Source organism: Brachybacterium sp. ACRRE (assembly GCF_022346485.1).
Lineage (GTDB): Bacteria > Actinomycetota > Actinomycetes > Actinomycetales > Dermabacteraceae > Brachybacterium > Brachybacterium halotolerans.
On record NZ_JAKRMO010000044.1, the window covers coordinates 16,736 to 37,757 of the forward strand.

Annotated in this window: 14 protein-coding genes and 1 rRNA gene; 3 read left to right on the top strand and 12 right to left on the bottom strand. The window is 72.3% G+C overall.

Features of this window, described 5'->3' with window-relative positions:
* Positions 1-7: 7 nt before the first annotated feature.
* Together MHY49_RS12945 and MHY49_RS12950 are read right to left on the bottom strand one after the other, a co-directional pair.
* On the bottom strand, positions 8-580 hold the full coding sequence (locus MHY49_RS12945) for a hypothetical protein (RefSeq protein WP_239204710.1): 573 nt from the start codon (positions 578-580) through the stop codon (positions 8-10).
* 94 nt (positions 581-674) lie between these two features.
* Positions 675-1,718, bottom strand: a complete 1,044-nt coding sequence (locus MHY49_RS12950; RefSeq protein ID WP_239204712.1) for a LacI family DNA-binding transcriptional regulator — start codon at positions 1,716-1,718, stop codon at positions 675-677.
* A 273-nt stretch (positions 1,719-1,991) separates the two neighbouring features.
* On the opposite strand from MHY49_RS12950, the gene MHY49_RS12955 reads away from it, so the two are divergent.
* On the top strand, positions 1,992-4,277 hold the full coding sequence (locus tag MHY49_RS12955) for a family 78 glycoside hydrolase catalytic domain (RefSeq protein ID WP_239204714.1): 2,286 nt from the start codon (positions 1,992-1,994) through the stop codon (positions 4,275-4,277).
* Here the strand turns inward: MHY49_RS12955 and MHY49_RS12960 are convergent.
* Positions 4,265-5,302, bottom strand: coding sequence for a LacI family DNA-binding transcriptional regulator (locus MHY49_RS12960; protein ID WP_239204716.1), 1,038 nt, complete (start codon positions 5,300-5,302; stop codon positions 4,265-4,267). The genes MHY49_RS12955 and MHY49_RS12960 overlap by 13 nt on opposite strands.
* Before the next feature lie 263 nt (positions 5,303-5,565).
* On the opposite strand from MHY49_RS12960, the gene uxaC reads away from it, so the two are divergent.
* Positions 5,566-6,993: a glucuronate isomerase gene (uxaC, locus tag MHY49_RS12965; RefSeq protein ID WP_239204718.1), complete on the top strand. Its 1,428-nt coding sequence runs from the start codon at positions 5,566-5,568 to the stop codon at positions 6,991-6,993.
* Positions 6,994-7,075: 82 nt separating this feature from the next.
* Positions 7,076-8,398 (top strand): mannitol dehydrogenase family protein, encoded by a 1,323-nt coding sequence (locus tag MHY49_RS12970; RefSeq protein ID WP_239204720.1) that lies wholly within the window; start codon positions 7,076-7,078, stop codon positions 8,396-8,398.
* Positions 8,399-8,584: 186 nt separating this feature from the next.
* Here the strand turns inward: MHY49_RS12970 and MHY49_RS12975 are convergent, their stop codons facing one another.
* From MHY49_RS12975 to rrf, 9 genes are all read right to left on the bottom strand, one after another.
* On the bottom strand, positions 8,585-11,326 hold the full coding sequence (locus MHY49_RS12975) for a glycosyl hydrolase (RefSeq protein ID WP_239204722.1): 2,742 nt from the start codon (positions 11,324-11,326) through the stop codon (positions 8,585-8,587).
* Positions 11,327-11,337: 11 nt separating this feature from the next.
* A complete protein-coding gene (locus tag MHY49_RS12980) occupies positions 11,338-12,813 on the bottom strand; it encodes a tagaturonate epimerase family protein (RefSeq protein WP_239204724.1) in 1,476 nt (491 codons plus the stop codon).
* Positions 12,810-14,093 (bottom strand): Gfo/Idh/MocA family protein, encoded by a 1,284-nt coding sequence (locus MHY49_RS12985; protein ID WP_239204726.1) that lies wholly within the window; start codon positions 14,091-14,093, stop codon positions 12,810-12,812. The genes MHY49_RS12980 and MHY49_RS12985 overlap by 4 nt, the downstream gene beginning before the upstream one ends.
* A complete protein-coding gene (locus tag MHY49_RS12990) occupies positions 14,090-15,448 on the bottom strand; it encodes a Gfo/Idh/MocA family oxidoreductase (RefSeq protein WP_239204727.1) in 1,359 nt (452 codons plus the stop codon). Before MHY49_RS12990 ends, MHY49_RS12985 begins: the two co-directional genes overlap by 4 nt.
* 58 nt (positions 15,449-15,506) lie before the next feature.
* The gene (locus tag MHY49_RS12995) at positions 15,507-16,451 is read right to left on the bottom strand and encodes a carbohydrate ABC transporter permease (RefSeq protein ID WP_239204729.1); all 945 of its coding nucleotides are present in this window, start codon (positions 16,449-16,451) and stop codon (positions 15,507-15,509) included.
* Entirely contained in the window at positions 16,444-17,382 is a 939-nt protein-coding gene (locus MHY49_RS13000) for a carbohydrate ABC transporter permease (RefSeq protein WP_228359540.1), read from the bottom strand. Before MHY49_RS13000 ends, MHY49_RS12995 begins: the two co-directional genes overlap by 8 nt.
* 47 nt (positions 17,383-17,429) lie before the next feature.
* Positions 17,430-18,731: an extracellular solute-binding protein gene (locus MHY49_RS13005; RefSeq protein ID WP_239204731.1), complete on the bottom strand. Its 1,302-nt coding sequence runs from the start codon at positions 18,729-18,731 to the stop codon at positions 17,430-17,432.
* A 366-nt stretch (positions 18,732-19,097) separates the two neighbouring features.
* Positions 19,098-20,402, bottom strand: coding sequence for an extracellular solute-binding protein (locus MHY49_RS13010; protein WP_239204733.1), 1,305 nt, complete (start codon positions 20,400-20,402; stop codon positions 19,098-19,100).
* A gap of 506 nt (positions 20,403-20,908) precedes the next feature.
* A 5S ribosomal RNA gene (rrf, locus tag MHY49_RS13015) occupies positions 20,909-21,022 on the bottom strand; the annotation flags it as partial.

Genomic DNA, 21,022 nt, shown 5'->3' on the forward strand with positions numbered 1-21,022 from the left:
GGACCGCTCAGGCCCTCCGCCACGCCTGACGGGCGAACACCGACGCGTAGGCGGCCGTGCAGGCGGCGAGGGTGAGACCGGCGAGGGCGCGTCCGGCGGCCGGGTCGAGATCCCCGCGCAGGACGAGCACGATCGCCGCACCCGCCCCCAGGCAGCCGACCAGCGCGGCGGCGACGTGCAGCATGTGGGCCTGGACCAGGCGGAACAGGGCGAAGTGCGCCGCGACGATGAAGGCGACCGCCGGCACGACCAGGGCGCCGTGCCCTGTTCTGCCCAGCAGCACGCAGACGAGCGGGATCACGAGCACCTCGATGCCGGCGAAGATCCCGGCCGCCCGGCCGGAGACGAGCCCTCCGCGCTCCCTGTCGCGCCGCGCGGACCGGGGTCGGCCGCCCCCGCTCCGCCGATCCCGTCGGCCGCGCACCAGGGCGACCGCGCCCATGATGACGGCGAGCCCTCCGAGCACCATGCCGACGACGGCGATGACGGGGAGCGTCTCCAGGGCGTTGGAGGACCAGGCGGTCGTCATGAGTCCCATGAAGACGGTGAGGCCGGCGAAGACGCGTCGTTCGGTGGTCATGGGTCGATCCTGCCGATCCGGCGGGCGCGCCGGATCCGTTCCCTGTCACTCCCGGCCCATGACAACCGTCATCGAGATGCGGCCGGGACCGGGCTCATCCGCGCGAGGACCCGCGCCGCACCAGCTCCGGGCTGAAGCGCACGTGCCGGTCCACGGCGTCGGCCCCGGCGCTGATCTTCTCCTCGAGCAGGGCCAGGGCCGTGCGGCCCATGAGCTCGGAGGGCTGGGCGATGGAGGTCAGCGGGACCACGGTGCTGCGGGCGAAGGCGATGTCGTCGTAGCCGACCATCGCGATCTCATCGGGCACGGCGATCCCTGCCTCGTAGGCGAAGGCCTGCATCATGCCGACGGCCACGAGGTCGTTCACGCAGAACACACCGTCGGGCCGGTCCCCAGGTGAGCGCTCGGCGATCTCGGAGCCGGCGGCGCGCCCGGCGAGGACGCTGAGGTCGTCGGCCTCGATGAGCTCGAGCTCGAGCCCGGCCTCCGCGGCGGCGGCCTCCGCGCCCTCGATGCGGGCGGAGACCTGATGGAGGTCCCCGCGGGCGAAGACCATGGCGGGGCGCCGCGCACCGCCCTCGACGAGGTGGGCGACGGCCAGGCGTCCTCCCTCGACGTCGTCCACGGAGACGGTCGAGCCGCCGGCGCCCCCGCCCGCGCGTCCGCCCGAGCCTCGTTCCCCCTCGTCCTCGACCATCACCACGGGGGTGCCGCGGTCGACGATCGAGCGGACCAGCTCGCGGTCGGTGCCCGCGGAGGCGAGGAGGATGCCGCGCACGCGCTGCTCCTCGAAGAGGGAGAGGTAGAGCTTCTCGCGCTCGGCGCTGTTGCCCGAGCTGCCCACGATCACGGCGAGCCCGGAGTCCTCGGCGGCGGCCTCCATGCCGTGCACGAGGTCGGCGTAGAAGGGGTTCGTCGAGTCCAGGACGATCGCGCCGACGGTCCGCGAGCGCCCCATCTTCAGCAGGCGCGCGGCGTCGTTGCGCACGTAGCCGAGGTCGGCGATGGCCTGCTCGACGCGGGCCCGACGGTCCGCGGAGACGATGTCGGGACGGTTCAGCACGTTCGAGACGGTGCCCACGGACACCCCGGCCGCACGGGCCACGTCCTTCATGCCGACCGGTCGCGAGTTCCCCACGGGGCCGACGCTACCCCACGACGCGCCCATGACCGGCGGGATCCCGGCGAAGAGGCCTGCGGACCCGCCCACGCAGCCGAACGCGGTCCCGCCCGCGGGCACACCCCGGTCCCGCCTGCACGCCCGATGGCATTCGCCCATCGACCCACATGCCGCACCACTCTTGCAACGTTTCATCAACCGTGGTGGACTGACACCGCACCGCGTCCCGCACGGCACCGCGCCGGGCACGCCGCGGCCCCGACACCGTCGTCCTCCGCAGGAGCAGCCCTCATGTCCTCCGCCCCCTCCCCCGCAGATCTCCTCGCGGACTCGCTCGCGATCACCGCGCCCGTGGACACCGGCCGCTTGCCGGTCCTGAGCGGCGCCCTGGCCCTCGCGCAGGACGCCGATCAAGTCACCCGCGCCACCCTCCATGCGACCTCCCACGGCGTCTTCGAGGCCACGCTGAACGGGCTCCCCGTGACGGACGCCCTGCTCAACCCGGGATGGACGGTCTACGAGCGGCGCCTCCAGGTGCCCGCCTTCGATGTCACGGACCTCGTCCACCAGGCCCCCATCGAGGACCCGGACGCGCCGGCGCTGCGCCTGGAGGTGACCCTCGCGGGCGGCTGGTGGCGCGGCGACCTGGGCTTCGAGAACGCCCACGCGAACTACGGGGACGACCTCGCCCTGCTCGCGGTCCTCGAGGTCGTCTTCGCCGACGGCACGGTCCAGTACCTGCGCACCGACGCGTCCTGGACCTCGCGCCTGACGGGCATCGAGCTCGCGAACATCTACCAGGGCCAGCGCGAGGACCGCCGCGTCGCCCCGTCGACCCCCGAGCCGGTGCGGGTCGTCGAGATCGACCGCGCGACCCTCATCCCGCAGACCTCGCCGCTGATCATCCGCCACGAGACCCTCGCGCCGCAGCGCATCTGGACCTCGCCGTCGGGCCGGACCCTGCTGGACTTCGGGCAGAACCTCGTGGGCTTCCTCCGCTTCTCGGTCACCGGCCCCGCCGGCACCGAGATCACGCTGCGCCATGCGGAGGTCCTCGAGCACGAGGAGCTCGGCACCCGGCCCCTGCGCGGCGCCGAGGCGACCGACCGCATCGTCCTGGCAGGGGATCCCGACGGCGAGTTCTTCGAGCCCACCCTCACCTTCCACGGCTTCCGCTACGCGGAGGTCACCGGATGGCCCGGCGAGCTCTCCGAGGACGCCATCGAGGCCGTCGTCGTCGGCTCCGACATCACCCGCACCGGCTGGTTCGAGAGCTCCCATCCGGGGGTGAACCAGCTGGTGAGCAACTCCGTCTGGTCGCAGCGCGGCAACTTCCTCGCGGTCCCTACGGACTGCCCGCAGCGCGACGAGCGCCTGGGCTGGACCGGCGACATCGCCGCCTTCGCCGCGACCGCCGCCTTCCAGTTCGATGTCGCGGACTTCCTGCACGCCTGGCTGCTGGACCTCGCCGCGGAGACCGCGGCGAACCCCGACGGCTGGGTCCCGTTCGTGATCCCCGACCTGCTCAAGCTCGCCCACCACGACCCCGAGGTCGAGGCCGCCGGATGGGCCGGGGCGACCGCGATCTGGGGCGATGCCGCGGTCTGGGTGCCCGAGGCCCTCTGGAACGCCTACGGCGACCTCGAGCGCCTGCGCGAGGAGTACCCGGGGATGGTGCTGCATCTGCGCAGCGTCGAGAAGGCCCTCTCCCCGAGCGGGCTGTGGGACACGGGCTTCCAGTTCGGCGACTGGCTGGATCCGGATGCCTCACCGCACGCCCCTGCCGACGCCAAGGCCGACAAGGGCGTGGTCGCGACGGCGTGCCTGGTGCGCTCCGCGCGATTCGCGAGCCGCGCCGCCCACCTCATCGGCCGCGAGGACGATGCCGCCTCCTGGCAGGACCTCGCCGATCGCGTCCTCACCGCGTTCACCGATGCCTATGTCCACGAGGACGGCACGATCACCTCGGACTGCGCGACCGTCTACGCGCTCGCGATCTCCTTCGACCTGCTGGCGCCGCAGACCCGTCAGAAGGCCGGCGAGCGCCTGGCGGAGGTCGTGCGCGAGGCCGGCTACCGCGTCTCCACCGGCTTCGCCGGAACCCCCTTCGTCACCTGGGCGCTCTCGGAGACGGGGCACGTCGAGGACGCCTACCGCCTGCTGCTCGAGGAGGAGTGCCCCTCGTGGCTCTACCCCGTCTCGATGGGCGCGACGACGATCTGGGAGCGCTGGGACTCGATGCTCCCCGACGGCTCCATCAACCCCGGCGAGATGACGAGCTTCAACCACTACGCGCTGGGCGCGGTCGCCGACTGGATCTACCAGGTCGTCCTCGGCATCCGCGCCGCGGAGCCCGGCTACCGCCGGATCCGCATCCAGCCGACGCCCGGACCGGGCCTGGACTGGGCGCGCGGAGCGCTGGACTCACCGGTCGGCCGCATCGAGGTCTTCTGGAGCACCGAGGCGGCCGACGAGGGGTTCCGGCTCGAGGTCACGATCCCCGAGGGGATCCTCGCCCAGATCGTCCTGCCCGACGGCCGGGTCGAGGAGGTCGTGGGCGGCTCTCACGCGTTCTGAGACGGCGCGGCGGACGTCGCCGGCGGGGGCGCTGCGCCCCGCTCGGGCGGCGCAGGCGGCGCAGTCGTCCCGCGCAGCACGAGCTCGGTGGGCAGGAGGCGGTGCAGCGGCGCCGCGTCGTCGTCCGCGCCGCGGTCGAGCAGTGCGTCGATCGCGGCCTCGCCGATCTCGGCGCGCGGCACGCGCACGGTGGTCAGCCCGGGCGCGAGCATGCCCGCGAACTCGATGTCGTCCCAGCCGATCACGCTGAGCGCGCCCGGGACGTCGATGCCCCGGCTGCGCAGGTGATCGACGAGCCCGAGCGCCATCACGTCGTTGTAGACGAGCACCGCGCCCACGCCCGAGGCGAGCACGGCCTCGGCGGCCTGCGCCCCGCCGTCGGCCGTCGGCGGGAAGCGCCCCAGGTCCACCTGCTCCATGCCTGCTCCGCAGGCCAGTGCGATCGCCCGACGCCGATCGGCGTCCGAGCGGCTCGCCTCGGGGCCGCCCACGTAGCCGATGCGCGTGTGCCCGAGCTCCGCGAGGTGCCGCACGGCCTCGCCCACCCCGGGCTCGGGATCCGCGAGCACCCCCGGGAGGCCCGGATCGGTGCGGTTGACCAGGGCGAGGCGGGTGAGGCCCGCGGCCTCGCGCAGGCTCGCCTCGTCCATGCGGCTCGAGCACAGCACGATCCCGTCGACCTGCTGGGCGAGCGTCCGCACGAGCGGCAGCTCGCCCTCGGGCTCCTCCTCGGCGTCGGCCAGCAGCAGCTGCACGCCGCGCGCGCGGGCGCGTGCCCGCGCCCCCTTGAGCACCGCCGGGTAGAAGGGGTTCAGCAGGTCGGGGACGACCACCCCCACCACGTCGCGCCTGCCCGTGACCAGGGCGCGAGCGGTGGAGTTCGCGACGTAGCCGAGCTCCTGGGCGGCCTCGAGGATCCGCGTGCGGGTCGCCGCTCCCACCATGTCGGGGCGCTGGAAGGCGCGCGAGGCGGTCGCGACCGAGACCTGCGCCCGCGCGGCGACCTCCCGCAGCGTCGCGACCATCGGCTCCCCCTTCGTGCTCGCCCGCTCTCGTGCCCCCTCGAAGCGTCGCGGCCTCGACGTCGAGGCGGCGGCATCACCGTGCAACCGTTTCGAGGGCGGTGGGCGCACGGTCACTATATAGTCGTTCGAGCCCCGCGTTGCAAACGATTGCATCCCGGTGGGCCGCACGCCCCGGCACCGTCCGGAACCGCCCCGGAGGCGGAGCCGGATCGCAGCCCGGAGCCCCTGCGCTCCCGTCGTCGCCATCTCGAGGAGGAGACCCCATGACCACGCCGCTCACCCTGCACCCCCATCGCGCGCTGCCCGCGGATCCGGCGGTGCGGGACATCGCCGTGCGGATCTACGAGCAGGTCGCGAACCTTCCGCTGATCTCGATGCACGGGCACGTGGAGGCGCAGGCCTTCGCGGAGAACACGCCGTTCGCCGATCCCGCGCAGCTGCTGATCGTGCCCGACCACTACGTGACCCGCATGCTCGCCTCCCAGGGCATCTCCTACGACGCGCTGGGCCTCGCGCGCAGCGACGGCGGCGCGGTCGAGACCGACTCCCGGAAGATCTGGCGCACCTTCTGCGAGAACTGGAAGCTCTACCGGGGCACCCCGTCGCGCTACTGGATCGAGCACGAGCTGGTCGAGGTCTTCGACGTCCACGAGATGCCGTCGGCCGAGTCCGCGGACCGCATCTACGACCAGATCGCCGCGGTCGTCGCGAGCGACGACTTCCGTCCCCAGCAGCTCCTGGACCGCTTCGACATCGAGATCATCTCGACCACGGACCCCGCGACGTCCGACCTCGCCTTCCACGCGAGCATCGCGGAGCAGGGCCTCGGCGAGCGCGTCGTGCCGACCTTCCGTCCGGACGCGGTCTTCCAGATCGGCGGCCCCGCATGGACGCGGGAGGTCGACGACCTCGCCGCGGTCTCCGGCATCGACACGGGCGACTTCTCGGGCTTCCTCGACGCGATCCGCGAGCGCCGCAGGGCCTTCGTCGCCGCCGGCGCGCGCGCCTCGGACCACGGGCACCTGCGGGCCGACACGACGCCGATGGATCCGGCCGACGCCGCTGCGCTCTACGCCCGCGTGCGCGCCGGGGAGCGGCCCAGCCGCGAGGAGGCCTTCGCCTTCGAGGCCCACATGCTGTTCATGACCGCCGAGATGTCCTGCGAGGACGGCCTGGTCATGCAGATCCACCCCGGGGTGCTGCGCGATCACCACTCGGGCGTGCTGGAGACCTACGGCAAGGACAAGGGCTACGACATCCCCGTGCCCGTGGACTATGCGCGCGGCGTGCAGCCCATGCTCGACCGCTTCGGCCGCGACCCGCGCTTCCACTGCATCCTGTTCACGATCGACGAGACCGTCTACTCGCGCGAGCTCGCCCCGATCGCGGGCACCTACCCCTCGGTGCGCCTCGGCGCCCCGTGGTGGTTCCTCGACTCGCCCGACGGCATGCGCCGCTTCCGCGAGCTCGCCACGGAGACCGCCGGGTTCTACAACATGTCGGGCTTCGTCGACGACACCCGCGCCTTCGCCTCCATCCCCGCGCGCCACGACCTCTCGCGCCGCGTGGACGCCGGCTACCTCGCGAACCTGGTCGCCGAGCATCGCCTGGGCGAGGACGAGGCCACCGAGGTCGCGATCGACCTCTCGACCACCCTCCCCCGCGCGGCCTACCCGCCCATCTCCCACTGAGTCGGCGCCGCCCGCACGGGCGGCCGCACGCGCGGCGCCGCCCGCACCCTCGCCACCGCACCGCTTCCTGGAGGTCAGCACCGTGAGCACCCCGTCCATCCCTGCCGCCGCGGCATCCGCCGCCGGCGCCGCCCCCTCCGGGGGCGGCCGCCTCGTCCACCTGGGCATCGGCAACTTCTCCCGCGCCCACACGCTGCCGTACACGGCGGACGCCGGCGGGGGCGAGGACGCGTGGCGCGTGAGCGCCTTCACCGGCCGCTCCCCCGCGATCGCCGAGACGCTCGAGGCGCAGGGGAACCGCTACGGCCTCGTCGTCCGCGAGGCCGATGGCGATCAGGTGCGCCTTCTGGACGTCCTCGACGAGGTCCGCCCCGCGTCCGACCTCGAGGCCCTGCAGCGCCTGATCGCGGATCCCGAGGTGTCCGTGGTGACGCTGACGATCACCGAGAAGGGGTACGCGGCGGGCGACGACCCCGCCGTCTCCGCCCCCGCGCGCCTCGCGCTCGGCCTGCGCGCGCGCCGCGAGGCCGGCGTCGAGGAGCCGATCGCGCTGGTCTCGTGCGACAACCTGCCGGGCAACGGGGAGGTGCTGCGCGAGGCGGTGCTCTCCGCGGCCGACGCGGACACCCGCGACTGGTTCGACGACCACGTGGACGTCATCTCCACGATGGTCGACCGGATCACCCCGGCCGCGAGCGCCGAGGACCAGCGGATCGTCGAGGAGGCCACGGGCTTCGCCGACCGCGCGACCGTGGTCACCGAGCCCTTCACCGAGTGGGTCGTCCAGGACGCGTTCCGCGGCCGGCGCCCGGCCTGGGAGTCGGCGGGCGCGCAGCTCGTCGAGGACGTCGAGGTGCACGAGAAGCGCAAGCTGCGTCTGCTCAACGGCGCCCACTCCCTCATGGCCTACGCGGGCCAGCTCGCCGGTCACGAGCGCGTGGACCAGGCGATCTCCGACCCGGCCGTGCGCGCTCTGGTCGACGCCCTCTGGGCCGACGCCCGCGCGACCCTGCCCCTGCCCGCCGCGGAGCTCGACGCCTACACGGCCGCGCTCGTCGAGCGCTTCGAGAACCCGCGCATGGCCGACGCCCTGGACCGCATCGCGGCCGACGGCTCGGTGAAGCTCACGGTGCGCGCCCTGCCCGTGATCGCCGACCGCGGTGGCTCCGCGCAGGCGTCCGGCGCCCTCGCGCTCGTCGCGGCCTGGACCGCCTTCGTCACCTGGCGCGTCGCCACCGGCACGGCGTTCTCGGATCCGCGGGCCGACGAGATCTCCGGGGCCGCCCGCCTCGAGGATCCGACGGCGCGCGTGCAGGCCCTGCTCGACATCGTCATCGACGGCGGCGCCCCGCAGGATCTCGTGGACGCGGTCGTCGCCGCCGAGGGGACGCTGCCCCGGGCCTGAGGCACGGGCGTGCGCTCCATCCGCGCCCTTCGATGTCGCTGGGTGAGGCCTCGAGCCCATATAGGCGTTGAGACCTCACCCAGCGACATCGAAGCCCGAGCGCCGGCCGCATCAGCCGACCGAGCTGCCCCGGCACACGGCCACAGGCCCAGGTCCGGACCAGGCCGGCCCCGGCCCAGCTCGCCATCAGCCCCGCAGGACCCGCAGCACCGGCACCTCGTGCAGGCCGCGGTGGACGTCCTCGAGGGTGCGATCGAGGTCCTGGAGGGCGAACCGGTCGCCGTACACCCTCCGGGACTCCTCGACCATCGGGCCCACATGCGGGTCGACGGCCGAGGCCCCGGCCGCGGTGGTCAGCACCGTCAGCCGCAGCCGGTGCGTCCCCGGACGCAGACGGTCGGTGAGGTCCAGGCGGTGCGGTGCCCTCCAGATGATCCCGGCCCGCTCGCCGTCGACCTCGACCACGGCGATCTCCCCCACGGGCGGGCGCACCTCGGCGCGGAAGCCCTGCGCGCCGTCCGACCGAGGCATCGGGGCGCACGGCCCCAGGTCGAGCTCGATGCGTGCGCCGTCCGGCACCTGCTCCGCCCCGATCCGGACCTCGATCTCGTAGACGCCGCGCGAGCGCTCCGGCGGGAGCTCCCCCTCCCAGCTGTGCGGCAGGGTCACCTCGCGCTCCGCGTCGCCCGCGCTCGCGAAGGTCCACGGCCCCGCGAGGGCGAGCAGCGCGTGCGGCTCCGCCCGTGACGCGGCGCCGTCGAGCGACGCCGCGTCATCGTGCGCGTCGGTCCGGGCCGGCTCGTCGTCGCTCCCGATCAGCACGAGCGCTTGGTACGGGTGCAGCGCGAGGGTGATCGTCCCGTCGTCGACGCCGCCCTTGTCCCCGCCCTCGTCCCCGCCCTCGATTTCACCCCTCGCCTCGGCGCTGCCCTCCGCCTCGGCCGAGGACCGATCCGCGAGTGCGCGGCGTCCGCCGTCGTCCGGGTCGAGGAGCTCCCAGTGCGCCCGGGACGTGCGCGGGGTGATCGCGACGCGGCGCACCTCGCCCCCGGTGTTCGCCACCAGGTACAGGTCCCCGCCGTCCAGCCTGCGGTGCACCGTGCCGATCTCCCCGCCGTCGCCGCGGAGGGCGACGTCGGGCGGGAGCGCGGGGCGCAGGGCCGCGCCGAGGTCCGTCTCGGAGACCTGCTCGTGCGCAGGGCAGGCCGGCGCCTCGACGGCGAGCACGGTGCCGCCCACCGCACGGACCGCGTCGAGCCATGCGCGCGTCGTCTCCGGCATCCGGGTCGCCCGGGCGACCACGACCACGGGGTAGGCGTCCGGTGCGAGGGTCTCGGGCGCGGGGTCGTCCACGAGGTCGAAGTCCCAGCCTCCTGTGCGGATCGCCGCCGGGATCCGGGGGCCGATGAGGTCGCGCGCGGCCTTGAACAGGTCGAAGCCGCCGGCGTGGGCGGCGCGGGCGTCGTCGGCGGGCACCAGAGCGGCCACGTCGGCGACCCGCTCCCCGCGCCGCAGCGCCCCGCAGAGCCGGGCGAGCGAGGTGGTGAGCTCCGGCATCGCGGGCCACCAGGGGTTGCGGTCGTCCAGCGCTCCGGCGGCGTAGAAGCGCCAGCCCAGTCCCGGCGCCTCGGGCGGCGAGTAGGGCCAGCCGTGACCGACGAACCGGGTGATGCCCGAGAGCAGGTGGTCGTGCGCCTCGGCCCGCAGGTCCAGCGGCGTCGCGCGGAAGGAGGGCGAGTGCACCCATGTCCACACCTCGCTCGAGACCACGCCGTGCCCCAGCAGGTGCGCGGCGGAGGATGCCCAGCGGCAGGCCGTGATCTCCTTCCAGCCCGCGCCCTCCCCCTCGACGAGGTCGGCCGAGCGGTAGGCGCTGAGCGTCACCGGCGGTTCGCCGTAGGCCTGGACGCGGAAGGGGACGCCGTGGCCCGCGGCCCAGTCGCGGCACACGGCCAGGAAGTTCTCCTCGACGAGCTCGCTGAGGGTACGGCCCATATCGACCCGCAGCTGCGTGGTGTCCGGCCCCTCGCCGCCCGTCCCCTCGGTGACGAGGCGGTGCAGCACGGGCACGGGGTCGTAGCCGCGGCGCCGCGCGAACTCCTCGGGCAGCCGCGGCGTCCAGCCCGCCTCGTACACCTCGAGGCTGTCGCAGAACACCGAGCCCAGCAGCGCGGCGGGCACGGCGCCCAGCAGCGCCTCGCCCACGACATGCAGATGGTGCCGGGTCGCGTCGGCGCTGAGGTGGTCGAGCACGGGCCCCTCGGCCCCGGCCGATGACCGTTTGACCTGCTGCCCGGTCACCTCCGACCAGGCGAGCAGCACGGTGCGGGGCCCGAGCCCGGCGGGGATCCGCAGCACCTCGGCGCCCTGCGTGGCCCGCACGTGCGTCCACTGCGTCGGTGCCGTGCCCTCCCCGACATAGGCGCCCACGAGGTCGTCGCCCGGCCAGGCGCCCCGGGCCGAGACCTCCAGCGGCGCCGGGGAGATCTCGCGGCGCTCCCAGCGCAGGCGCCGCGAGGCGTGCTCGGGTCCGATGTGGGGCCCGCCGAACGACCAGCCGCTGCCGAGCGTCACGTCCAGCCGCAGGCCGAGCTCCCGCGCCCGCTCGGCGGCGTGGCGCAGGGCCGCGAGCATCCGCGGCGAGCCGAAGCGGTCCGTCGTCTCCCGCAGCGGGTGGACGAAGGCGACCTCGGCGCCGCCGAGGCCCGCTGCGGCCATGGCCTCGAGCTCGCGGTCGATCTCCCCGAGCTCCTGGTCGGGCCCGAACCACCACCAGCGCATCATCGGCCGGTCGACCGGGTCCGGGTCCTGCCACCCGCTGCGCACCGCGGTGGGAGTGCCGGCCTCCGCGTCTCCCGTGCCTGCTCCGTCTGCCGCCTCTGCTCCGCCGCCCGTGCCTGCTCCGCCTCCCGCCCGGATCCCGCTCATCGCACGACCGTTCAGCGCGCCGGCACGGCGGCGAAGGAGGCGAGGTGGCGGGAGATGTGCGGGACGAGCACCCCGGTGTACCGGTCGTGGTGGGCCCTCAGATCCGCCGCGAAGCGCTCGCGCAGCGGGGTCCCGTCGGGGAGGTCCGCGGTGAGCGAGTCGCCGTAGCCGACGTGCAGGATCTGCCGGGCGTCGTCGCTGTCCCGCACGAGCTGCACGAGGTCGTCCGCGCCCAGGCCGGAGAGCTCCCTCGGGGTGCGGTCCTCGCGCGCGGAGACCTGGTAGGAGGCCTTCGCCCGCGCGTAGGCCTCCCGCGAGATGCCCCAGACGGCGGCGAACAGCTCGGGGTCCGCCGCGGCCACGACCTCGAGGGCGCACAGGTAGGAGGTGCCGGAGGTCTTCAGGTGGACGAGCCCGTCGGTGGCCTCGAGGGCGAGCGGGTAGATCGAGAACTTGTCGGACCCGGAGTGCAGCGAGATCTTGTAGCCGCCGTGCAGCTCGCCGATCGCGTGGTGGACCTCGAGGTTGCGTCGCAGCTCCTCCCGGTCGCCGCGGAACTCGAGGCCCTTCTCGAAGCCGTCGACGTAGCGGGGGGCGAAGGAGAACCAGCTGACGCCGAGCCTCTCGAGCTCGGTCGCGAGGTAGTGGTGCTCGAAGAAGGTGGTCTGCCAGGCAGTCTCGTCGACCGCGATCTCGACCTCGACGGCGGGCTCGCCCCCGTGCGCGCCGGGTGCGGCCTCGGGTGCGTGCGCGAGCAGGTGGCGGTGCAGGCGCGCGGCCTCGGCGACCGCCCCGCCGTACTTCACGGCGGCGGTGAGGATCTCCGCGTCCGACGGCTCGATCCGCTCCCCCGCGGCCTCGATGTCGAGGCCCCGGTAGCGGGCGAGGAGGTCGGCGCGGGTGTCCTCGAGCGCCTCCCAGGGCAGGTCGTCGACCTGCTGATCGGTGAAGCCGCCGGTGACGTCCTGGACCATGTCGCCCGGGTCGAGGGTGAACATGCGGAACCCGGCATCGAGCCCGCGGTCGATGCCCTCGGTGGTCTTGATGTGGTCGCAGTCCGCCCCGTACCCGCGTTCCCATCCGGCCTCGACCAGGCCGAACACCGCGTCATCGAGGACCTCGCGCGCGCTGCGCCCGAGCCGGTCCATCTCGCGGATCGACTGCTGGGCGAGCACGGGGAAGACTCCTCCGCCGGATTCTGCGAAGGCGCGCGACTGCCCGGCGGTCGCGAGGCCGGTGCGGTCGCCGGTTCCCACCGAGGTGCGGTGCCCGCTCACGAGCCGCGGACGCAGCGCCGGCACCGCCGCCCGCAGGGCGAGCGCGTTGGCGTGGCTCGCGGGCCCCTCGAGGACCGCCCCGTCGGCCGTCCCGGAGACGGTCCCCTCGAACGCGGCCAGGTCCGCGGGGCGTGCGGCGCGCAGCAGCAGACTGCTCCGCTCGCGGGTGCGGACCACGTCGGCCTGCAGGGTGTCGGTGCTCAGGGTCATCGGGATTCTCCTCCGGTGGGGTCGGATGCGCGGCGGTACTGGGGCGCGAGGGCCGACGCGGTGGTCTCGTGGACCGCGTCCGGGTCGGCGAAGGGCGCGCCGATGCGGCTGAACGGCGCGCCGGCGTGGAGCGCCCGGCCCATCCAGTCCTCGATGTCGTGGACGACGGGGTGGGCGGCTTGGCCCTCTCCGTCCCAGGTGATGTGCTCGGGGCCGATGGGCCGCGGGTCGGGACCGCTCTGGGTGGCTTCGAGGACGGTGGTGAAGGCCTCGGTGCTCTCGAGCGAGGAGAGCAGCGGCGCGGACGAGTCCTCGCCGTCGTCGAGATCATCGCGGCGGTCGAGATGACCGCGGCGGTCGAGGAGGTCGAGGTGATCGAGGAGGTCGACGAGCAGATCCCTGCGTCCGAGGGTTTCCTGCGTGCGCACCCCGGAGGCGTCGACGAGCTCGAGATGATCCGTCGTGTACTCGAGGCGGGCGCGCCCCTTCTCCCCGCGGATCTCGATCCAGGGTTCGCTCTGCGAGGGCGCGGTGGTCACGAGCGCCGCCTGGACGAAGGGCCCGGGGCCCGCGGGGTCCACCCGCAGGTAGGTGGTGCCGTCGGCCTCGATGTCGTGGGCGCGGCGCAGCTCGGTGGTGATCCGCGCGATGTCGCCCTGGCGGGAGATGCCCGCGATCTGCAGGGCGAGGTCGACGGCGTGGGCGAGGGGGTTGGTGGCGACGCCGTCGGCCACTCGTCGGCCGTCCATGCGTCGCCTGCCCGCCCAGGGGCTGCGCGCGTAGTAGGCGCGGTCGCGCATCCATGCGCCGAAGGCGTCGACGCTGCGCACCTCGCCCAGCGCGCCGGAGGCGAGCAGCTCCCGCATCCGTGCGGCTCCGCCTCCGCCGCGTGCCTGGAAGCCGACCTGGACCGTGCGTCCTGCCTCGCTCGCCGCGCGCAGCAGGTCCTCGTGATCGGCGAGGGAGGGCACGGGCGGCTTCTCGAGGTAGAGGTGGCAGCCGGCGGCGAGGCCTTCGCGGGCCAGGTCGGCGTGGGTGGTGATGGGCGTGGCGATGATCAGCACCTCGGGCGCCCCGTCGGCTCCCTCGAGCAGTGCTGCGAGGCTCGGGAACCACGGGGCGCCGATCCCCGGCTCGGGCTCGGCGACGTCGACGACTCCCACCAGGCGTATCCGTCCGCTCTCGGCCAGCGGCGCCATCTGCCGCAGGTGCACGGCGCCGAAGCCCCGCGTGCCGATCAGTGCGATGGGCCGCGCCGCACGCGCCTGACCCGCGCTCATCGACCGATCCCCATGAACTCCTCGACGTCGACGGCCTGCCCGGTCTCGATCGAGGCGTTGCCGCAGATGCCGATGGAGATCGCGCGCAGGCCGTCGTGCCAGTCGGCCGCTCGGCCCAGCGGATCCGCCCCCTCACCGCGAGCGCGCCCGCGGAAGACCTCGGCGAGCATGAGCGCGTCGCCGCCGCCGTGCGCCCCCTCTCCCTGCGGGATCTCGATCTCCTGGGCGGTCTCGAAATGACGCTGCAGGACGAGTCTCTCTCCGGCGCGGCGAGCCCCCTCGCCCTCGTCGTCCACCCGCACGGCGCTCGGGTCGACCACCGCGTCGCCTTCGGTCGCTCCGTCGTCCTCGCCCCGCTGCCGGGGGTTCGTGAGCACGGCCGTGCGCTCGACGACCTCGAGCTCGACGCGCCCCTCGGTGCCGTTGACGGCGACCCGGTAGCCCTCCCAGGGGCTGTGGGCGTTCAGCGCGTAGGTCAGGGTGAGGCCGCTGTCGAAGTCGACGATCGCCGTGAGGTTGTCCTCCGTGGTGACGCCGGGCGCGAAGACGTCCTGGTCACGGCGGTAGCCGTCGTGCTGCTCCTGGTCGAGGTAGAGCTCCTTCAGGCGGGGATCGCTGCGCAGGTCGAGCTCGAAGGGACCGTGCGGACCGTCGTGCGTGCCGCGCTCGGCGGCCGGCCCCTCTCCCCTCTCCTGCGCCGCCCGATCGCCGTAGAAGCGCACGCCGCCGCGCGCAGAGACGGTCCGGGGGTGGGCGTCGATCCACCAGGAGGCGAGGTCGAAGTGGTGGGAGGCCTTGTGGACGAACAGTCCGCCCGAGTTCGCCTTGTCGCGGTGCCAGCGCCGGAAGTAGTCGGCGCCGTGCGCGGTGTCCAGCACCCACTCGAAGACCATGGAGACCGGCGTGCCGATGCGACCGTCGGCGATCACCTCGCGCAGGGCGCTGTTGCGCGGCGAGTAGCGGTAGTTGAAGGTGACGGTCACGCTGCGGCCGGTGCGGCGCACGGCCTCCTCGATCATCCGCGCCTTCTCCGCGTCGATCGTCAGCGGCTTCTCGACGACGACGTCGGCCCCGGCCTCGAGGCTGCGCACGATGTGCTCGGCATGGAACCGGTCCATGGAGGTCACGATCATGCGCTCGATGCCCTGCTCGGCGATCACGTCCTCGAGGTGCTCGGGACCGACGGTGGGGACGCCCTCGAGCGCCTCGTAGTGCTCGCGGTACCACTGCATGCGCCCGGGGTTCGTGTCGAACAGGGCGACGAGCTCGGCGACGTCGGCATGGGGGCCGGTGATCGCGTCGATGTACATCTGGCTGCGATGACCGGTGCCGATCAGGCCGTAGCGGGTGCTCATGCGGTCTCCTTCGGGACGTGGGGAACGGAACGGGCCTCGCGCGGCCGACGCATCCCGCTCATTTGATCCCCGTCGTCGCGAATCCTCGGATCAGGAACCGCTGGCCGAGGAGGAATACGACGAAGAGGGGAATCAGGGACACGATCGACATGGCGAACATGGCGCCCCAGTCGGAGGTGCCCTGGGAGTCGAGGAAGGCCTGCAGGGCCAGCGGGACGGTGAAGTTGTCCGGCGTGGTGAGGTAGATGAGGGAGCCGAAGAAGTCGTTCCACATCCACATGAACGTGAAGATCACCGTGGTCGCGATCGCGGGCGTCATGAGCGGCAGGATCACGCGGAAGAAGATGCGGAAATGTCCGCAGCCGTCGATGCGGGCGGCCTCGTCGAGCTCGCGGGGAATGCCCCGGATGAACTGGACCATGAGGAACACGAAGAACGCATCGGTCGCGAGGAATTTCGGGAGGATGAGCGGGAGCATCGTGTTCACCCACCCGGTCTGGGAGAACATGATGTATTGCGGGACGATGACGACGTGGATGGGGAGCATCAGCGTCATCAGCATGACCGCGAACGCGATGTTCCGGCCCCAGAACTTGAGGCGGGCGAAGGCGTAGGCGGTGAGGGAGCAGGCGATGACGTTCCCGATCACGCAGCCCAGGACCAGCAGGGTCGAGTTGATGAGGTAGTGGGAGAACGGCTGGGACAGGGCGTTCCATCCGTTGACGTAGTTCTCGGTGTTGAAGCTGATCGGGAGCAGACCGGGATTGCGGAAGATCTCGGTGTTGGGGCGCAGGGAGCTGACGATCATCCACAGCAGCGGATAGATCATGACCAGCGAGGCGATGATGAGGATCGCGTGGCGGACGATCGGCCCTACGCGCCGGGTGCGGCGGGGACGGGTCTTCGCCGGGTCGTCCGTGTGGTGGCCGCGGCCGACGGGCGCGGCGGCGGCGCCGGCGCCTGCGGGGCGGGAGGGACCGCTGGTGGTGAGTTGATCAGTCATCGTAGAACACCCAGAACTTGGAGACGAAGAAGTTGATGGCGGTGAAGATCGCGACGATGATCAGGAGCAGCCAGGCCATCGCGGAGGCGTAACCCATGTCGAACTGGGTGAAGCCCTTCTGGTAGAGGTACAGCGTGTAGAAGAGGGTGGAGTCGGAGGGGCCGCCGGTGCCTCCGGAGACGACGAACGCCTGGGTGAACGACTGGAAGGCGTTGATCACCTGCAGGACCAGGTTGAAGAAGATGATCGGGGTCAGCAGGGGCAGGGTGATCGCGGTGAAGCGCCGCCAGCGTCCGGCGCCATCGACCTCGGCGGCCTCGTAGTACATCTGGGGGATCTGGCGCAGGCCCGCGAGGAAGATGATCATCGGGGAGCCGAACGTCCACACGTGCAGCAGGATGATCGTGCCCAGCGCGGTGGACGGGTCGGAGATCCAGCCGGGCAGGTTCGTGAAGCCGAGCATGCCCGCGATCTGGTTGACAAGGCCGCCGGTGCCGAACATCTGGCGCCACAGGATCGCGATCGCGACCGACCCGCCCAGCAGGGAGGGCAGGTAGAAGATCGAGCGGTAGAACGAGAGCCCCTTGATGCCCTCGTTGAGCAGGACCGCGAGCGCGAGGGCGAGGGCGAGCTGGAGAGGAACCCCCACGATCACGTAGATCAGGGTGACCTTGAGCGAGGTCATCAGCCGGGCGTCGTGGAACATGTCCACGAAGTTCTGCAGGCCGATCCACTTGGGGGCGGCCAGCAGGCTGTAGTCCGTGAACGAGAGGTACAGCGAGGCGATCATCGGGATCAGGGTGATCCCGAGCAGGCCCAGCAGCCACGGCGCCATGAACACCAGGGCCGGTTTGTTGTCCGGGTGCTTCTCACGCACCCCGCCCCGTCCACGGCCCTTCGCCATGGACGTGAGCTCACCGATAGCACTCATCACTCATCCTTCCTCGAGAGGTCCTCACCGTCCGGTCCGGAACCGGTTCAGACGGTGATCGCCGACGTGAGCTGATCCAGCAGGTCCTTCCCGGCGGCCTTGGTGTCGGTGCGGCCGAACAGGAGGTCCTCCCCGCACCGCGTGAGGATGTCCTCGAACTGGCCGCCGCCCTGCGGGGTGATGACGGGGGCGTCGCCCAGCTCGTCCGCGATCGACTCGATGAAGTCGACGGCCTTGATGTCGGCGTCGGTGAGGTCGTCCGCGATCGCCTCGCGGACCGTCAGGTTGGCGGGCACGCCGCGCTCGGCGAGCAGCAGCCTCCCCGCGTCCTCGCTGTTGACGAGCCAGTCGACGAAGGCGACGGCCTGCTCCTCGGCGGTCGTCTTCGCGGAGACCGCGAAGTACATCGAGGCCTTGTACCAGAGCTGCGCGTCGGCGGCCTTCCCGGTCATCGACGGCATGCGCAGCACGTGGACCTTCCCGCCCGCGGCGGTGTCGTAGGCGACGACCTGGTTGGACCATGCGACCTGGAGGGCGCACTTGCCGGTGGCGAACAGGGACTGGTCCACGGACTGGCCGGCCTCCTCGACCGACACGGACGCGTCGGGCGCGGCCTTCGTCTCCTGCAGGGACTTCGCGTAGGCGAGGAACTTCTCGGCGTCCTCGGCGGCGAAGCCGGCGCCGTCGGCCGAGTACTGGTCCTTGCCGAGCTGGCGCATGTACACCTGGAAGGTCGCCTGGACCAGGCCGATCTGCTGGAGCCCGTAGACGCCGTCGTCTGTGGCCTTCGTGATGTCGGCGGCGAGGGATGCGAGGTCGTCCCAGGTCCAGGTGGTGTCGTCGGGCAGGTCGATGCCCGCGTCCTCGAACACGGCGGCGTTCGCGAGCAGCACCGGCGCGTTGATGCCGGCGTTGATGGCGAGCAGGCCCTTGTCCGGCACCTCGCCCGCCGCGACCGAGCTGTCCTCGAAGTCGCCCGTCTCCAGACCGGCCTTCTCGAGGTCGAGAAGCGCACCACGGTTGCCGTACTCGCTGAGGTACTTCTCGTCCATCTGGACGACGTCGGGCATGTCGCCGCCCGCGACCTGCGTGGCGAGCTTGTCCCAGTAGCCCGACCAGTCGGCCGGCTCCGCGGAGATGCCCAGATCGGACTCGACGTCGCCATAGGCGTCGATCGCGCCGCGGGTGGCCTTGTCGCGCACGGCGTTCCCCCACCACATGAACCGGAGGGCGGAGGAGCCGTCGCTGCCCGAGGTCTCCGAGCTGGAGCGGTTGGGGCCGCAGGCGGCCAGGGTCAGCGCCGTGGGCACGGCGAGGGTGAGGGCGAGGGCTTCGCGTCGGGTGTGCACGTGATCTCCTTCGATCAGGGCTGCTGCGCGGATTGGGGTGGGGTGAGGTGGGTGCGGCTCTGCGGGCGGAGCGGGAGGATGCGGGTCTCTCATGGCCGACGGCCGTGTGCCGGAGGGCGGACGACGAGCCGCGGGTGATGGGCCACGGGCGGCCGCTCGCGGGACTGCGGCCGATGGTCACGGTCGTCGACGACCGTGCGGTGGGCAGATTCTAAGCAGAGGACACCACCCGAATGCAAACGTTCTCATCGCGGCCATCGATGGCATCGACCCGACCACGGACAGCGCTGTCCCGTCGCCCGCGCCACGAGACCGACATTCCGCGCGTCTCCCGGCGCACGCCAGTGCCGACGGCGATCGCGACGCTCATCCGAGCTGCCCCTGGGCCTCGGTGAGGGCGGCGGAGCTCGCGTCCGCGGGCTTCGCGCGCCCGAAGAGGACGTCCTCCATGTGCCTGCCGAGGGCGTCGTTCACGGCGCTGCCGCCCGGAGGGGTGATCACCGGGGACTCCCCCAGCTCGTCGGCGATGGCCTCGATGAAGTCGACGGCCTTGAGGTCGGAGTCGGTGAGGTCGCCCTCGATGGCCTTGCGCACCGTGAGGTTCGCGGGGACGCCGCGCTCGGCCAGGAGGATCTTCCCGGCCTCGTTCGAGTTCACGAGCCAGTCGACGAAGGCCGTGGCCGCCCCCTGCTGTGCGGACCTGGCCGCGACCGCGAAGTACATCGAGGCCTTGTACCAGAGCTTCACATCAGCCGCCTTCCCGGTCATGGACGGCATGCGGAGCACCTTGACGGTGCCGCCGAGCGCCGTGTCGTTGCTGACCACCTGGTTCGACCACGCGAGCTGGAGACCGCACTTGCCGGTGGCGAACAGCGTCTGGTCGACGGACTTCCCGGTCTCCTCGACCGCGACCGAGGCACCAGGTGCCGCACCCGTGCTCTGCAGCTCGAGGGCGAACTCCATCCACTGCTGCAGCTGCTCGGCGGTGAAGCCGAGCCCGTCGTCGGTGAACTTCTCCGCTCCGAGCTGGCGGAGGTAGACGCTGAGCGCGGGATCGCCGGCTGCGCCGAGCTGCTGGACGCCGAAGGTCCCGTCGGGCGTGCCCTTGGTGATCGTGGCGGACATCTCGACGAGCTCCTTCCAGGTCCAGGAGCCGTCGTCGGGCATGTCCACTCCCGCCGCGTCGAAGACGTCAGGGTTGGCGAGCAGCACCGGGGCGTTGACGCCCGCGTTGAGGGCGAAGAGCCCGTCGTCGACCATGCCGGCGTCCAGGGCCGACGGATCGAACTCAGAGGTGTCCACGTCGGAGTCCTTGAGGTCCAGGAGGATGCCGCGACTGGAGTACTCGCTGAGGTACGACTCGTCCATCTGGATCAGGTCGGGCACGTCCCCGCCGGCCACCTGGGTGGCGAGCTTGTCCCAGTAGCCCGACCAGTCCGTGGGCTCATCGGAGATGCTCACCTCGGGGTGTGCGGAGTGATACGTCGAGATGGCGTCGCGTGTGGCCTTGTCGCGCACCGTGTTGCCCCACCAGGCGAAGCGCAGAGTGCCGGAGTCGGAGGCACCGGAGCCGCCGGAGGAACCACCGGGAGCGTTCGGACCGCAGGCGGCGAGGCCTCCCAGGCCCGCCAGAGCCAGGGGCACTGCGAGGACGGTTCGACGTGAGGGCATGGCGATCTCCTTCGATCATCGCCGCCGAGTGCGGCTCTGCTGGCGGTCCGCGTGAGCGAGGGGCGTTCGGGCCCCTGTGCAACGGCGGATATCGCCGCCGTGAGGTCGTGGGACCACCTTCGCCGGGAAGCGCTCTCCAGCTGGCCGCAGAAGTCCGCTCACCGGATCGAGCACGAGCGTAGGTGCAACTCTGAAACGTGTAAAGCCCTCGATGCCGAATCGTGACAGCGGCCCGCTCGCCACGAGCGCGCGCAAGATCAGGGCGGCACCACTCTGGGCTCGCCGGCAGCTCGTCCATGAGCTCCCCGCCCATGAGGACCGAGGCGAGCAACTGCGGGTCGCTCGAGGGGCACCCACGCCCACCCACGTCACTCGCAGCACGCGAAGGGCCGGGGTGTATGGGTGCGGAAAAGGGTTGTGGCTCGTCACCGCGCTCCACCCGAACCCACAACATAGGTTCGGGGAGCTGCTCGTGACGAGCCACAACCCTCATTCACCAAAGGAATGTCCGGCGGCGTCCTACTCTCCCACACCCTCCCGAGTGCAGTACCATCGGCGCAGAAGGGCTTAGCTACCGGGTTCGGAATGGAACCGGGCGTTTCCCCAACGCTATGACCGCC